This is a genomic window from Phytopseudomonas daroniae (assembly GCF_004327285.1).
Lineage (GTDB): Bacteria > Pseudomonadota > Gammaproteobacteria > Pseudomonadales > Pseudomonadaceae > Aquipseudomonas > Aquipseudomonas daroniae.
In genome coordinates, this window is the sequence record NZ_QJUI01000043.1 from 1 (window position 1) to 14,714 (window position 14,714).

Genomic DNA, 14,714 nt, shown 5'->3' on the forward strand with positions numbered 1-14,714 from the left:
CGAGTGGTATAGGACCCAGTGTCTGGGGGGGGGGGTAGCGTGTTTAGGTGCACCACATCAGCCATGTAGCCAGGGCTGAAGTGGGCGTATTTCTGGGTCATGGCCAGGGTGGCGTGGCGGAGTAGCTCTTACTGTACTTCTGCTCTGCAGGCAGCCCCATCAGTGCTGCCATATCCTCGAAGCCAATGGGGTTGAGCTGCTCATCCCGGTCGAAGCTGCGCATGACGAACAGCTTGGCATTGTCGGACAGGTAGAACTCCGGTACCGGAATCCCAGCTTCCTTGGCTACGGACATGCAGAGGTATTCGTTGATCGCCAGCCCGGGGAACTCATTCCGGCCGCTTTTGATGATCAGCTCAGAAGTCTTCGAGGTGAAGGGCTGCGGCGCGGAATCCTGCTGCTCAGGTACCAGTACCTTGGGCTGCACGCCCGAGATACCGGCGCGCAGAATGTAGCAATCCACCAAGCCGGCAAAGATGTCCTCGGCGCCATCCCAGGCTAGGATTTCGTCCAGCCTTTCTCCCGGGAACTGCTGCCGCTTCAATAGCGCATCGACCTCTGGCGAGCTGACCGCTACTTGCCCGATAGGCGAACTGCTGCCGGACAGTGCCAGGAACAGCATTGGATCGACGTTTGCGACCTTGGCCAGGCGATTGCGTAACTGCTCCAGAACGTAGCCTTCCGGCAGGTTCATCTGGAAGATCGGGTGCAGTCCACGATAGCGGTATTCATCCAGACGCATGGGCATAAGCAAGCTGATCGCAGCCTGCGCCTTTGCGTCGTCGTGATAGCGGAAAAGGTAATCACCTCCGCTATGGAGGATCTTCCCACTATGGCCCTCTGGCGTTGCAACCTTCAGGGTGGCTGTCATCAGTCGAACACTTCCTGAATTTCATCCAGTGTGGGCATGGCAGCGGGTACGACCGCGAATTCACAGTCCAGCGCTCCCAGCACTCGTGCGTAGGCCGTCATCCCTACTGAAAGATCACCCTTTTCAATTGCGATGATCTTTTGCCGGGTGACAGCAGCCAATGCTGCAAGCCTGGCTTGCGTCAGCCCACGGTTGAGGCGGCGCTGCCGAATCTGCTCGCCAAGGCGGGTCGTGATAAGGGAATAGTCCATGTTCTGTATACGTAACAAATTAGAGTGAATGTAACGTATACCTAACTCCTGAGAAAATCAAAGCAGATGCGGCAGCCGAGCATCAGAGACGGATTAGTGGATTCGCTAGCTTTTATCTGGTGCGAAGTGAGGCTTGACTGCTTGGAGGTACCAAAAACGGTACGCTGGCAGTACAGTACCCAGCTTCTGACGTTTCCGCTAAATGACGCTTAAAACCAGTAACCACGATACTTTCAGCTCACGGTACTGTGCCCCTAAGCGGGCTCGAGAAGCGGGGCGTGTTTGCCCAGGAAACCCCATAGCGCAGTAGCAACAGGGCCGTGAGGCTGGTCGCGGCGGCGGGCGACAACCAGTTCCTCGACTACACCGGGGAGGTGTCGCCCTGCGATGGAAAGCAAACGGCCGTCATGCAATTCAGCATCGATCAGGAAGGGAGGGAGGTGGCCCCACGCCATGCCGTGCAGGATGAGCTCTTTCTTCATCAGCATGTCGGGCACCGAACACTTCAGTGAGCCGTTCACCAGAAAGTGCCCACCTTCGAGAGGCTGATGGGCCGAGTCGCGGATAACGCATTGCGTCAGCCCCTGCAACTGTTCTGGCGTGATGGAGGTGCTGACAGGGAACGGCAGGAAACCAGGCGCTACCACCGGCACCATCGTCACACACCCCAGATCGAGCCACTCCAAACGCACGTCGCTTTTTTTGATGCGATGCACGATAAGGTCAGCCTCGTCGTTGAACAGGCGTTGCCATGGGCCCGTCACTGTCTCGAACTGCAGATGTAGTTGAGTGTGAGGGCGATTGCCAAAGAACTGGCTAAGCAGACCCAGCAATGGCGTCAGTGGGCAGAGATCCCCCAGTACGATCCGAAGTTCCGGTTCCTGGCCCATCGCAAGTTGTTCGGCGTATACCTTCAGATCCTGGGCGTCTCGCAGCAGGAACTCTGCTCGCCTATAGAACGCCATTCCATGATCTGTCGGGCGAACGCGATATCCGGATCGATCCAGTAGCTCGATGCCCAACTGCCCTTCAAGTTTGTCGATGGCGGCGAATACGGAGGGATGAGAGCGGTGTAAATGCTTGGCGGCAGCCTGGAAACCGCCATGCTTCACGACAGCTTCAAAACACTGCAGGTCATGGAGCGTGAAGGGGGTCGACATTGTATGGATGGCCTACAGAGATGTTAGGTAATTTGTAATATAAGCAGATCAAGACCTTTCCTACGATGAGTACTCACAAACGACGCGTAGGAACCTTCATGCACACTCAGCGCTCTTCCTTCATCAGTGGCGACGGCGTTCGCATCGTTTACCAGTTCGACGGCGAAGTTGGGCTGCCCACCCTGCTGCTGTCGAACTCCATCGGTACCGACCTGCACATGTGGGACGAACAGATTCCATGGTTGGCGGAGCACTTCCAGGTACTGCGCTACGACGCTCGGGGCCATGGCGCTTCCGATGCACCGGCAGGGCCTTACTCGCTGGATCGTCTTGGACGTGATGCAGTGGAGCTGCTGGACGCGCTTCAACTGCAGCGCGCGCATGTTCTCGGTCTGTCCTTGGGCGGCTATGTCGGGCAATGGCTCGGCATCCATGCCCCGGCTCGGGTCGACCGCCTCGTATTGTCCAACACGGCCGCCTACCTGGGCCCAGCAGCCACCTGGGATACCGCTATCGAGCAACTGCTCCAGGCGCTGGACATGGTCGATACAGCCGATACGTTCATGCGCAACTGGTTCCCCCAGGCACTATTGGTAAGTGGCAACTCGGTGGTTGAAAGATTTCGTACGACGCTGCTGTCGGCACGCCGAGAAGGCATTGCCGGGAGTTGGGCTGCTGTACGCGATGCCGACCTTCGTCGAACTGTGCGATTGATCGAGAGTCCGACCCTCGTGATCGCCGGCGAGTACGACACCGTCACCTCGGTTCATCATGGCAGAGAAATCGCTGCCGCCGTTCCTGGGGCTAGGTTTGAGGTGTTTCCGACAGTCCATCTGTCCAACGTCGAACGTCCGTCCGAGTTCGTCGAGCTGGTGAAGGGCTTTTTACTGACGCCTTAGACAAGTTTTGGCTATGGTGCTTGGCAGGCGTTCGGGCCGAACAGTGAACCGCCCCCATCCGTGTCAGACTGAGAACCAGATCCTGGCGCCACCATGGATATGACCTTAGTCTGAGCCCATGATGAAAATGCCCTTATGATCGAACAACCTCAGCAAGACCGCATCATCGTGGCCGATGATCATCCGGTTTTTCGAGAAGGCCTGAGCCGCATCGCGCAGCGCGTCTTTCCCCATGCCTGCATTTTCGAGGCGGGTGATATGGACGAGGTGCTCGACTTGGCTCATGCCGGTGTGGCGCCCAGCCTGTTCATGCTCGATCTGTTGTTTCCGGGGCAATCACCGCAAGTCATTGGCGCGTTGCGCCAGAGCTTTCAGCGCAGCTCGATCGTGATCGTGTCGATGGTCGACAATCGCGAGCTGATCGACGAGGTGATGGCGGCTGGTGCAGATGGCTTCATCGGCAAGGCGACTCCTCCCGATGAAATTGCCGATGCGTTGCTGGCGGTGCGTGCGGGCGATTTCGTCCTCAGCATGGGCCCGGCTGGCGTGCCGGCCTTTACCGAGGGCAGGCATCTTCTGGAGCAACTGACACCGCGCCAGCAGGACGTAATGCGGCTTCTGGTGCGCGGCCTGTCGAACAAGGAAATCGCCCGTCAGCTGGACATCTCCCCCTTTACCGTACGCATCCATGTCTCTTCGTTGCTGCGCACACTGGACGTCAGCACCCGCGCCGCCGCAGCCGCCAAGGCGGCCAAGGCCGGGCTGCGCTGAAACGTCAACAGGCCCTAGACAGCCCGTGATTTGAGTTTGAGCGCCACAAGCAGCGAGCGCAGTTCGGCGGGTTGCACGGGCTTGGGCAATACCGGAATGTTCTCGTCGCCCACCTGCTCCTGCACACGGCGCACGTCGTGTCCGGTCATGATGATGGCGGGCACGTTTCGGCCACTGAGTGCGCGCACATGGTTGATGCAGTCAGCCCCGGACGCTTCGCGGCCGAGGTCGAAGTCGGTGACCAGCAGATCGAAGTCAGGCGATACGTCGGGCAGCGAAGTGAAGGTGGCGACTTCGCAGCCCCACTTTTTCAGCAGGGTAGCGGTGGCCAGCAGTACGTTCTGGTCATCCTCGATCAGACACACCCGCAGGCCATCCAGCATGCGCGGTGATTGGCTGCTGCCCCGTACCGGGGTGGCGTTCTCGGCCGGTGCCGCTGCCCGTTGCAGGCCGTCGATTGCGGCGAGGGTGCCTTGGCCCTCCACGGAGCGAATCCGAATGCGCATGTCCATCAACGTGGCCAGCCGCCTGACGATGGTCAGCCCCAGGCCCATGCCATCGACATCACTGTCGCGCGCCTGACGCACGCGGTAGAACTCTTCGAAGATGTTGTCGAGATGCCCTTCTGCGATACCGCGGCCTTTGTCGTACAGCTCGATGGACAGGCCCGTGCCTTTGCGCCGGCAGCCGATCAGCAGCGGCTGCCCGGGTGCGTACTTCAAGGCGTTGGATAGCAGGTTCTGCAGCATGGTGGTCAGCAGTCCATGATCGGCGCGCACGTACACCGGCGGGCAGTGCAGGCGAATATCGACCCCGGCCCAGCGAGCCGCTTCGGCATTCTGCTGGATCAGGTGTTGCAGCAGTTTGTGCAGTGGCAGGGTCTCCATCTGCGGAACCACCTTGCCGCTGTCCAGCGAGTACATATCGAGAATCGAGCGGAACAGGCGGGCGACGCTATGCAGCGATTTGTCGATGTTTTCCACCAGGCGCCGCTGCTCGCCGCCCAGGCTGCTGTCGCGCAGGCAGGCGGTGAACAGGCTGATGGAGTGAATAGGTTGGCGCAGATCGTGGCTGGCCTGGGCCAGGAACTGTGACTTGGCCAGATTGGCTGCCTGCTCGGCCTCGGTGGCCAGGCGCGAGCGCTTGAGCAGGGCGTGCATGTAGGCCGGCACCATCAGGGTGGTGAGCAGCAGGGTGATGATCAGATAAGGCTGCGACTGCCAGTAGGCCGAGGTGCTGGCGATCAGCACCAGCGAGATCGTCGCCAGAAGGGTCGCCAGCAGCAGGTAACCCGACCCGTAACGCAAGCCATAGCCGACGGTGACCCAGACCAGGATCGCGTAGACCGGCAGCATGGCCGCGCCACCCGCGGCGATGGTCAGCGTGATGCAGATATAGTCGCCGAGCATGGTGAGCACGCGCCGCGCCGGCCGGTTGCCGGGGCGGCGCATGATGTCGACCCATAGCGCCAGGGCGGCGGCAAAGAACAGCGACCCCAGCGATAGGATCTGCCAGGCCAGTTCTGTGGCGATAATGGATTGCTGGTAGAGCAGCAGCATGTAGCACATCGCGATTGGCGCGATGATCAGGCGCACGACCGCCTGAGCACGCTCGACATCGTACGTGGGGGAGGCGGTCGCGAACATAGAAATTCCCTGCCGATGCATCTGATCCTGGCCCACCATAGGCCGCAGCCACTCGAAGGTGCAAGACGCTATCGGCGGTGCAAAGTGCCTTTAGCACACCCGTACTATTCCGCCGTAAATATACCCTTCCTAGAATCTTGAGCATCGCTTCGGCAACGGGTCGGAGCTCAGTGATCACGGAAAATGTCACATGAGCATCAAAGGAACGATTGGAACTCTACTCATTGCACCGATGCTGGCCACGCTCGCAGGGTGCCTGCCGCAGAACACGCAAACCCAGGGGCTGCAAAATACCCAACTGTCGAACGCCAACGCGCCCTGCACGCCGACTACCACCGATAACCTGATTTCCACTGGCCGCAGCCTGCTGAGCATCGCGAACTCCGTGCTGGAAACTCAGCAAAGCTTCAATGGCAGCTCCACCAACTACAGCCAGCGCATGCAGGCTGCGGAGAAGGCCCAGAAGGTCAACCAGGGCAACGATGTACTGGACAATGTCGAGAGCATGACGGCTGGCCTCGGCGCCAGCGCTCCTTGCACTGCCGCCGCAACACCGGCTGCTGCGGCGCGTTGATCATGATTGGGGGGGATCTGTTCGATCATCCTTCACTTATTGGCTGTGAACCGGCAGGCTGTAGGATGGGTGGAAACCCATCACTATCGTTTCGATGGGTTGTCACCTGCGCGGCCCGACCCATCCTACGGTCTGTGATTTTTCACAGGCATGAAAAAGCCCGGCATCAGCCTAATGCCGATCAGATAAGGTTTTGTATGGAGCCGGGAGGGCACCTACAGATGAGCGGCAAACCGCCGCCCGTGTAGGAGCGTCGTCCTCGGCGCGATGCGATGGTGGCCATCCTGCAAAATCCGCGGCGTGCTCACTATTCGCCGCGGGGGCGCGGCTCCTACAGGGCCAGGACAAACCGCCGTTTTGCGGGCCAAACGCTTAACTGACTGGCATTAGGCATCAGCCGGGCTTTTCGTTTGCAGCGCTAGCGCTTATTTACCGTAAACCGGCAGTTTGGCGCAGATGGCTTTGACCTTTTCACGGACGGCGTCGATCACCGCTTCGTTGTTCAGGTCGGCCAGGATGTCGCAGATCCAGCCAGCCAGTTCCTTGCACTCGGCTTCCTTGAAGCCACGAGTGGTGACGGCCGGAGTGCCGAAGCGCAGGCCGGAAGTCACGAACGGGGAGCGTGGGTCGTTTGGCACCGAGTTCTTGTTGACGGTGATGAAGGCTTTGCCCAGTGCGGCGTCGGCGTCCTTACCGGAGATTTCCTGCTTGATCAGCGAGAGCAGGAACAGGTGGTTTTCGGTACCGCCGGAGACGACGTCGAAACCACGCTCGATGAATACGCCGGCCATGGCCTGGGCGTTCTTCACGACCTGCTGCTGATAGGTCTTGAACTCAGGCTGCAGCGCTTCCTTGAAGCAGATCGCCTTGGCGGCGATGACGTGCTCCAGCGGGCCACCCTGGGCGCCCGGGAATACTGCGGAGTTGAGCTTCTTCTCGATGTCGGCGTTGGCCTTGGCGAGGATCAGGCCGCCGCGTGGGCCGCGCAGGGTCTTGTGGGTGGTGGTGGTCACCACGTCGGCGAACGGTACCGGGTTCGGGTACACGCCAGCGGCGACCAGGCCGGCTACGTGGGCCATGTCGACGAACAGGTAGGCACCTACCTTGTCGGCGATGGCGCGGAAGCGCGGGAAGTCGAGAATCTGCGAGTAGGCGGAGAAACCGGCGACGATCATCTTCGGCTTGTGCTCGACAGCCAGACGCTCGACCTCGTCGTAGTCGATCAGGCCGTTGCCGTCGATGCCGTACTGCACGGCGTTGTACAGCTTGCCGGACGAGGACACGCTGGCGCCGTGGGTCAGGTGACCGCCATGGGCCAGGCTCATGCCGAGGATGGTGTCACCGGCGCTCAGCAGGGCCAGGTAGACGGCAGCGTTGGCCTGGGAACCGGCGTGCGGCTGGACGTTGGCGTAATCGGCGCCGAACAGCTCCTTGGCGCGGTCGATGGCCAGCTGCTCGACCACGTCGACGTACTCGCAGCCGCCGTAGTAGCGCTTGCCCGGGTAGCCTTCGGCGTACTTGTTGGTCAGCACCGAGCCCTGGGCTTCCATGACCGCCGGGCTGGTGTAGTTTTCCGAGGCGATCAGCTCGATGTGCTCTTCCTGGCGCAGAGCTTCTTGCTGCATGGCTTCGAAGAGCTCGGCGTCGTACTTGGCAATGGTCAAATCACGGCTGAACATGGCAATCCCCTGAGAGTCAGCTGGGCGGATGAAATAGGGGGCGGATTCTAACGCATCCGAGCTGGCGAGGCATATGAAGCGTGATCATGGGCAGGATAAGCGGCGCTCACGCTCTGCCCGCGCGACGATTTTTGCGGCGCTACTCGAGTATGAACAGGCTGCGGCCGCAGAATTTCGCCTCGAACTGGTGGGTAGGCATCGGTCGGCCGAGCAGATAGCCCTGCACCTCGTCGCACTCGTGGTTGCGCAGGAAATCGAGCTGCTCCTGGGTTTCCACGCCCTCGGCGATCACCGTCATGTTCAGGCTGTGGGCCATGGCGATGATGGCGCGGGCGATCTGCCCGTCCTGCTCGCCCTGGGGCAGGCCATCGACGAAGCTGCGGTCGATTTTCAGCACATCGATGGGGAACTGCTTGAGGTAGTTGAGCGACGAGTAGCCGGTGCCGAAGTCGTCGATGGCGATGCACAGACCCAGGTTCTTCAGGTCGTTGAGGGTCTGCATGGCGGCGGCCACGTCCTGCATGAGGATGCTTTCGGTCAGCTCCAGCTCCAGACAGGCAGCGGGAATGCGGCTATGGCCGAGGATGCGTTCGATGCGCTGGTGCAGGTCGCCGTCGCTGAACTGACGGGCCGACAGGTTCACCGAGACCTTCGGCACGCGGATCTTGTGGTGGTGCCAGATGCTCAACTGGCGGCAGGCTTCGGAGAGTACCCAGTCGCCGACTTCGACCACCAGCCCGAGTTCTTCGAGCACCGGGATGAACGCTTCCGGGGCGACCAGGCCGCGCTTGGGATGCTGCCAGCGCAGCAGTGCCTCGACGCCGGTGAGGCGTTTGCCGTTGCCGGAGAACTGCGGCTGGTAGTGGAGCAGGAACTCGCCCTGTTCCAGCGCGTGGCGCAGGTCGCCTTCCAGCTCCAGGCGCTCCAGGGCGCTGGCGTTCATGTCCGCCTGGTAGAACTGGAAGTTGTTCTTGCCGCGTTCCTTGGCGTGGTACATCGCGGTGTCGGCGTTCTTCATCAACTGACTCAGCTCGTTGCCGTCCTGGGGGCTGAGGGCGATGCCGATACTGGCGGTGACGAAGAATTCGCGGCCTTCCAGCACGAAGGCGCGGGCCAGGCTGGCGAGAATCTGTTCGGCGACGTGGATGGCCCGATGCAGGGCGACGTCGCGGCTGCCGTTGGATTGCAGCAGCAGGGTGAATTCGTCGCCGCCCATGCGTGCCACGGTGTCGTCTTCGCCGACACAGGCGGCCAGGCGAATCGCCACGTCCTTGAGCATGCGGTCGCCGGCGGCGTGGCCCAGGGAGTCGTTGATCGGCTTGAAGCGGTCAAGGTCGAGGAACATCAGCACCACCCACTCGCGATGCCGCTCGGCATGCTGCAGGGCGGTATGCAGGCGATCCTGGAACAGGGTGCGGTTGGGCAGTTGGGTCAGGGCATCGTAGTAGGCCAGGCGGTGGATGCGCTGTTCGCTGGCCTTGCGTTCGCTGATGTCGCTGAAGAAGCACACGTAGCTGACCAGGTCGCCTTCTTCGTCGTGTACCGCAGTGATGCCGACCCAGGCCGGGAAATGCTCGCCGTTGAGCCGCCTCAGCCAGATCTCGCCCTCCCAGGTACCGCGCTGGTGAAGCTGGGACAGTACGTAGTTCAGGTGATTGTTTTTCTGGCTGTCGGCGGTGAGCATGCCCGGCAACTGGTCGAGCACCTGCTCGGAGCTGTAGCCACTGACCCGACTGAAGGCATTGTTGACCTGAACGATGTAGCCCGCCGGATCGGTGACCAGAATCGCCGCCGTGGAATGCTCGAACACCGTGGCCGCCATGCGCAGATCCTTCTCGGCGCGGCGCTGCTGGGCAATATCGCGGCCGACACCGAGCAGGCCCTCGAAGCGTCCGTTGTCGTCCCACATCGGCACCAGGCGCAGCTCCACCGGGATCTTGCGACCATCGGCGCGCAGGCAGTCGAAGACGAACAGTTGCGGCGTCAGCTTCTGTCGCAGTTCATGCATTTGCTGGGGGATGCCGAGGGCAGAGCGAATACGTTCGAGCAGGGCGTAGATGCCGCCCAGTTGCCGCGGGTTGGTGGCCAGGCCTCCGAAACCGTGCTTCTGCACCCACTGCGGGGAATAACCGAGCACCGTCTGTACCGATGGGCTGATGTAGTTGAGGTTCAACTGGCTGTCGGTGGAGCAGATCACGTCGCTGATGCTCTCGGCCAGCATGCGATAGCGCTGTTCGTTGTCACGTAGCGATTCGTTGCGGGCGATCTGCTCGGTGATGTCCTTGGCCACGCCGATCAGGCGGCTGACCCAGCCGTTGCTGTCTCGCGAGAGCGCCTGCTCGGTGATGCTGAACCAGCGCCAGGAGCCATCCTGGTGGCGCGCGCGGAACTGCGATTCGAGCAGCACGCCGTTGCTCAGCACGGTTTGCAGGTTGCGCACGCGCCCGTACAAGTCGCTGTCGTCGGGGTGGATGATGCGTTTCCAGAAACCGTCGCCCTGGGCTTTCACGAAGGCGGGGTCGTAACCCAGCTTGGGGCCGATGTCATGATTGCTGAACAGCAGGGTGCGCGACGGGATGTCGTTGATGTAGAGGGTATCCGGTACCGCTCGCACCACTTCCGACCAGAAGCGCTCACGCTCGACCAGAGACAGCTCCATGCGCTTGCGGCTGGTGATGTCGCTGATGCTCAGGGCTACGGCGTGCAGATCCTGTGAGCTTTCCGGCAGCCGCATCACCAGCCACAGATGGCGGACGATGCCATTGGCACCCTCGATATGGCTTTCCAGCTCCAGGTGGCCACCGCCGTCGAGCAGGGCGGCGCCGAGCTGGGCGCGGAAGCCGTTCGGGTTCACGGCGCCACGGTTGATCAGCTGTTCCCAGGCCTGTTCGGGCGTGCTGACGCCGAGCAGGCGCAGAGCGATCTGATTGGTTTCGGTAACGCGTATGTGCCGGAGCAATTCGCCATGGCGCTGCGGGTTGTACTGCAGCCAGGGCTGCAACTGGGCGCCACTGTTCAGCCCTTCTTCACGAAGAAAGTGGTAGAGCCCGGCAAGGTCGAGCACGCAGAGGGCGGTGCCGGTACCGTCGAAGATGTCCTGATAACGTCGTCGGGTTTCCTGCAGCACGCGGGTGGCCTGCTGCTCTTCGGTGACGTCACGCAGTACCCAGACGAAGCCCAGGTGGCGATTTTCGTCGCCCAGGTCGCTGCGGGTGATGGTGAACAGGCGTATGTCACCGTTCTGGCGGATCTCCACCAGATCCGGGCCGAGGTCGCTGTGGAATGCCGTGGCGTGCAGCAGCAACGGGTCGAGGCGCGGCAGCAGCTCCAGCAGGTGCCATTCACGGGCGTGCCGGTTGGTCAGGCCGAACAGCGTTTCGGCCTGCGGGTTCAGGTAAGTCAGGCGACCACTGCTGTCGGTCACCAGTACCCGCTCCTCGATAACGCTCAAGGCACTGGCGGCTTGATGCAGCGAGCGTCGCGACGCCGCATTGAGGGCGTGCAGGTGGCTTTGTTCACGCACCAGGCGATAGAGGGCGAACAGGGCGAGCAGGGTGCAAAGGGTGAACAGCAGGAACTTGCCGGCCATTTCCGGCAGCGCCTGAGCCTGTACCTTGCGCTCGTCGAGCATGGCGCGCAGTTGCCAGTCGGAGCCGGGCAGGCCTTGCAGGAAAAGGGTCTGCGCCTGGTTGGCCGCTGTGACCATCGGGTAGCTGCGCTCCTGGGGGCTTATGCCACGCGAGTCGGCGATCATCCGTTCGCTGATGGTGTCTTCCAGCAACCAGGGGAAATCGCTTTGGCGGCTATTCAGCAGCCAGCTCTTCAGGGCATTGGCGTTCAGGCGCAGCGCCCAGTAGCCATCATCCGTGGGGGTGTGCAGTAGCAGGTAGATGCGGCCATCGTCCTGCGGGGCGAATGCGTAGTGATAGGTCTGGTTGGCGCTGCGCCCGGCCAGTTCGGCAAGCAATTGATGGTCGGTGCTGTGTGGCGCGCTGTCATGCAGCGGGCGACCGATGGCATCCAGGTGGGCGATGCTCTGCAGGGAGGGGAAGACTGCGCGCAGATTATCCAGGTAGCGGTCATGCGGCGCGCTGGCGGGTTCTTCAGGGTTGCGCGTGGCATTGAGCACAGCGCGCCCGGCGTTGGCCATGGAGCTCATGCCCAGATCCAGTTGATTGGCCAACTGCTCGCTCACGGCAAGGTTGAGCTCGCGCTGGTTATCCTTCAATTGGCGGAATTCGAGCTGCAACTGCCACAGCAGCAACACCAGAAGCCCCAGCACCAGTATCACCAGAGCGCCTTTGAATGAACGGCGCATGGGCACAATCAGTGGATCGCGGTGGGGGCGCGTGATCTTGGGCGCTGACACGTGATGAAGTCCTGCAACGGCGGGGGTAAAGAAGGCAGGTGATGCTGTTGAAAAGGTTAAAACAGGGGGCGTCTGCTTCTCAGGGCGGCTAGCATGCCACACTTATGGCCAAGTGCCATCCCTGGTGGTGCGTGTCCTGCGTTTGTCGGCTCTTTCTAGTCGCCGCAAGATCACCGAAAATGTATTTCCGTCGGCTGCTGCAGCTCTCCGAGGTTGTCTCTTTATATGTGCTGCAGTACTCGCTGGCTTCTGCCTCGGGATTGAACCGCTGTCGAGCGCATAGGTTAGGGTCTGCTGACATTTCAGCACGACCGCGCCGGAGCCCGTTTTGCCGCGAGGCAAGGCGCGAGCCGCGAAGTTTGGCGGGCCAAATGAGCCGGCGAGAAACGCAGCATCGCGGCAAAACGGGCCCGGCCCTGCGGGTTGCGCGGGAAATCTCGCCATGCGTCGTTGGAGGACTTGAAAAGGGAATGCCATTCCCTGCGTCCTCCGCCTAGCCTGGCGAGATTTCTCGCGGCAACGCGGCTTGTGCTGAAACGTCAGCAGACCCTAGTCTTGCCGTTCAGCGTGCGAGCTGCAGGATCGTTCGCCCGGCGCGGCATTTCTCCGTTTGCGTGACGCATCGTCTTCGCATAGGGTGCGCGCCATCGTTGCCATTTATTAGTGAGGTCTGAATTTTGGCTCAATACGTCTACACCATGCATCGGCTGAGCAAGGTCGTGCCGCCGAAGCGCGAGATCCTCAAGAACATCTCCCTGTCGTTCTTCCCGGGTGCCAAGATCGGCGTGCTCGGCCTGAACGGCGCGGGTAAGTCGACCCTGCTGCGCATCATGGCCGGGGTAGACACCGAGTTCGACGGCGAAGCCCGTCCGATGCCGGATATCAATGTCGGCTACCTGCCGCAGGAGCCGCAGCTCGACCCGAACAAGACCGTGCGTGAAGTGGTCGAGGAAGCCGTGAGTGGCATCAAGGACGCCCAGGCGCGTCTGGATGAGGTATACGCTGCCTACGCCGAGCCGGATGCCGACTTCGACAAGCTGGCCGCCGAGCAGGCCAAGCTGGAAGCCATCCTGCAGGCCAGCGACGGTCATAACCTGGAGCGCCAGCTGGAAGTCGCCGCCGACGCCCTGCGTCTGCCGGCCTGGGATGCCAAGGTCGAGCACCTGTCCGGTGGCGAGAAGCGCCGTGTGGCCCTGTGCCGCCTGCTGCTGTCGGCCCCGGACATGCTGCTGCTGGACGAACCGACCAACCACTTGGACGCCGACTCGGTGGCCTGGCTGGAGCGTTTCCTCCACGATTTCCCCGGCACCGTGGTAGCCATTACCCACGACCGTTACTTCCTCGACAACGTCGCTGGCTGGATTCTCGAACTCGACCGCGGCGCGGGCATCCCGTACGAAGGCAACTATTCCGGCTGGCTGGAGGCGAAATCGTCCCGCCTGGCTCAGGAATCCAAGCAGCAGTCGGCCCATGAAAAGGCCATGAAGGAAGAGCTGGAGTGGGTGCGCAAAGGTGCCAAGGCCCGCCAGTCCAAGTCCAAGGCTCGTCTGCAGCGCTTCGAGGAAATGCAGTCCCAGGAATTCCAGAAACGCGCCGAGACCAACGAGATCTACATCCCGGCCGGCCCGCGTCTGGGTGACAAGGTCATCGAATTCAAGAACGTCACCAAGGGCTACGGCGACCGCGTACTGGTCGAAGACCTGTCGTTCAGCGTGCCCAAAGGCGCCATCGTCGGCGTGATCGGCGGTAACGGTGCCGGTAAGTCGACTCTGTTCCGCATGCTGATGGGCAAGGAAACCCCGGACTCCGGCAGCATCGAGATCGGCGACACCGTGCAACTGGCCTGTGTGGATCAGAGCCGTGACGACCTGGACGGCAGCAAGACCGTGTGGGAAGCCGTTTCCGATGGTCTGGATCAGATCAAGATCGGCAACTACGAAGTGCAGTCGCGTGGCTACGTTGGCCGCTTCAACTTCAAGGGCGCCGACCAGCAGAAGTTCGTCAAGGATCTCTCCGGTGGTGAGCGTGGCCGTCTGCACCTGGCGCTGACCCTGAAGGAGGGCGCCAACGTCCTGCTGCTCGACGAGCCGTCCAACGACCTCGACGTGGAAACCCTGCGCTCGCTGGAAGACGCGCTGCTGGACTTCCCTGGCGCCGCCATCGTGATCTCTCACGATCGCTGGTTCCTGGATCGCGTGGCGACCCACATCCTCTCCTACGAGGACGACGGCGTGCTGTTCTTCGAAGGCAACTACACCGAGTACGAAGCCGACCGCAAGAAACGCCTCGGCGACGCCGCCGCCCAGCCGCATCGGGTACGGCACAAGAAACTGGCGCAGTAAGCGCTGCAAAAAAAACGGAGCCACTCAGAGCGTGTGAAAACCCGCTGATGTAGGTATTGGCACCCGGCAAACGCCCTGACATCGTTCGGGGCGTTTTCTTTTGTGCGATTCAGAAGGTCACCACCGGACTTTTCAGGCGAGCAGCTCGATCA

General features: G+C 61.5%; 9 protein-coding genes and 1 pseudogene. 4 read left to right on the forward strand and 6 right to left on the reverse strand.

Annotated features, from left to right (window positions below):
• Positions 1-115: 115 nt before the first annotated feature.
• The 3 genes and pseudogenes from DNK06_RS24720 to DNK06_RS24730 form a co-directional block, all read right to left on the reverse strand.
• Positions 116-871 (reverse strand): annotated as a pseudogene (locus DNK06_RS24720) (type II toxin-antitoxin system HipA family toxin); the annotation flags it as partial.
• Positions 871-1,122 (reverse strand): helix-turn-helix transcriptional regulator, encoded by a 252-nt coding sequence (locus tag DNK06_RS24725; protein ID WP_131182617.1) that lies wholly within the window; start codon positions 1,120-1,122, stop codon positions 871-873. The gene DNK06_RS24725 and the pseudogene DNK06_RS24720, both read right to left, overlap by 1 nt.
• A gap of 254 nt (positions 1,123-1,376) precedes the next feature.
• A complete protein-coding gene (locus tag DNK06_RS24730; RefSeq protein ID WP_131182618.1) occupies positions 1,377-2,282 on the reverse strand; it encodes a LysR family transcriptional regulator in 906 nt (301 codons plus the stop codon).
• A gap of 98 nt (positions 2,283-2,380) precedes the next feature.
• Between DNK06_RS24730 and pcaD the strand changes: the two genes are divergently transcribed.
• Together pcaD and DNK06_RS24740 are read left to right on the forward strand one after the other, a co-directional pair.
• Positions 2,381-3,181, forward strand: coding sequence for a 3-oxoadipate enol-lactonase (gene pcaD, locus DNK06_RS24735; protein WP_131182619.1), 801 nt, complete (start codon positions 2,381-2,383; stop codon positions 3,179-3,181).
• Positions 3,182-3,316: 135 nt separating this feature from the next.
• A complete protein-coding gene (locus tag DNK06_RS24740) occupies positions 3,317-3,952 on the forward strand; it encodes a LuxR C-terminal-related transcriptional regulator (protein ID WP_131182620.1) in 636 nt (211 codons plus the stop codon).
• 14 nt (positions 3,953-3,966) lie between these two features.
• Here the strand turns inward: DNK06_RS24740 and DNK06_RS24745 are convergent, their stop codons facing one another.
• Positions 3,967-5,598 (reverse strand): hybrid sensor histidine kinase/response regulator, encoded by a 1,632-nt coding sequence (locus tag DNK06_RS24745; RefSeq protein WP_131182621.1) that lies wholly within the window; start codon positions 5,596-5,598, stop codon positions 3,967-3,969.
• Between the two features lie 190 nt (positions 5,599-5,788).
• Between DNK06_RS24745 and DNK06_RS24750 the strand changes: the two genes are divergently transcribed.
• A complete protein-coding gene (locus DNK06_RS24750) occupies positions 5,789-6,172 on the forward strand; it encodes a hypothetical protein (RefSeq protein ID WP_131182622.1) in 384 nt (127 codons plus the stop codon).
• 425 nt (positions 6,173-6,597) lie between these two features.
• Here DNK06_RS24750 and glyA read toward each other — a convergent pair whose 3' ends face one another.
• Both glyA and DNK06_RS24760 read right to left on the reverse strand, forming a co-directional pair.
• Positions 6,598-7,851 (reverse strand): serine hydroxymethyltransferase, encoded by a 1,254-nt coding sequence (gene glyA / locus DNK06_RS24755; protein ID WP_131182623.1) that lies wholly within the window; start codon positions 7,849-7,851, stop codon positions 6,598-6,600.
• A 139-nt stretch (positions 7,852-7,990) separates the two neighbouring features.
• Entirely contained in the window at positions 7,991-12,169 is a 4,179-nt protein-coding gene (locus DNK06_RS24760; RefSeq protein WP_131182624.1) for a sensor domain-containing protein, read from the reverse strand.
• Between the two features lie 728 nt (positions 12,170-12,897).
• Between DNK06_RS24760 and ettA the strand changes: the two genes are divergently transcribed.
• Positions 12,898-14,562 (forward strand): energy-dependent translational throttle protein EttA, encoded by a 1,665-nt coding sequence (gene ettA, locus DNK06_RS24770; RefSeq protein ID WP_131182626.1) that lies wholly within the window; start codon positions 12,898-12,900, stop codon positions 14,560-14,562.
• Positions 14,563-14,714 lie beyond the last annotated feature (152 nt).

Excerpts from the sequence above, each read along its gene's own strand:
- DNK06_RS24725 (WP_131182617.1), bottom strand. The coding sequence starts at position 1,122 with ATGGACTATTCCCTTATCACGACCCGCCTTGGCGAGCAGATTCGGCAG.
- DNK06_RS24730 (WP_131182618.1), bottom strand. The coding sequence starts at position 2,282 with ATGTCGACCCCCTTCACGCTCCATGACCTGCAGTGTTTTGAAGCTGTC.
- pcaD (WP_131182619.1), top strand. The coding sequence starts at position 2,381 with ATGCACACTCAGCGCTCTTCCTTCATCAGTGGCGACGGCGTTCGCATC.
- DNK06_RS24740 (WP_131182620.1), top strand. The coding sequence starts at position 3,317 with ATGATCGAACAACCTCAGCAAGACCGCATCATCGTGGCCGATGATCAT.
- DNK06_RS24745 (WP_131182621.1), bottom strand. The coding sequence starts at position 5,598 with ATGTTCGCGACCGCCTCCCCCACGTACGATGTCGAGCGTGCTCAGGCG.
- DNK06_RS24750 (WP_131182622.1), top strand. The coding sequence starts at position 5,789 with ATGAGCATCAAAGGAACGATTGGAACTCTACTCATTGCACCGATGCTG.
- glyA (WP_131182623.1), bottom strand. The coding sequence starts at position 7,851 with ATGTTCAGCCGTGATTTGACCATTGCCAAGTACGACGCCGAGCTCTTC.
- DNK06_RS24760 (WP_131182624.1), bottom strand. The coding sequence starts at position 12,169 with ATGCGCCGTTCATTCAAAGGCGCTCTGGTGATACTGGTGCTGGGGCTT.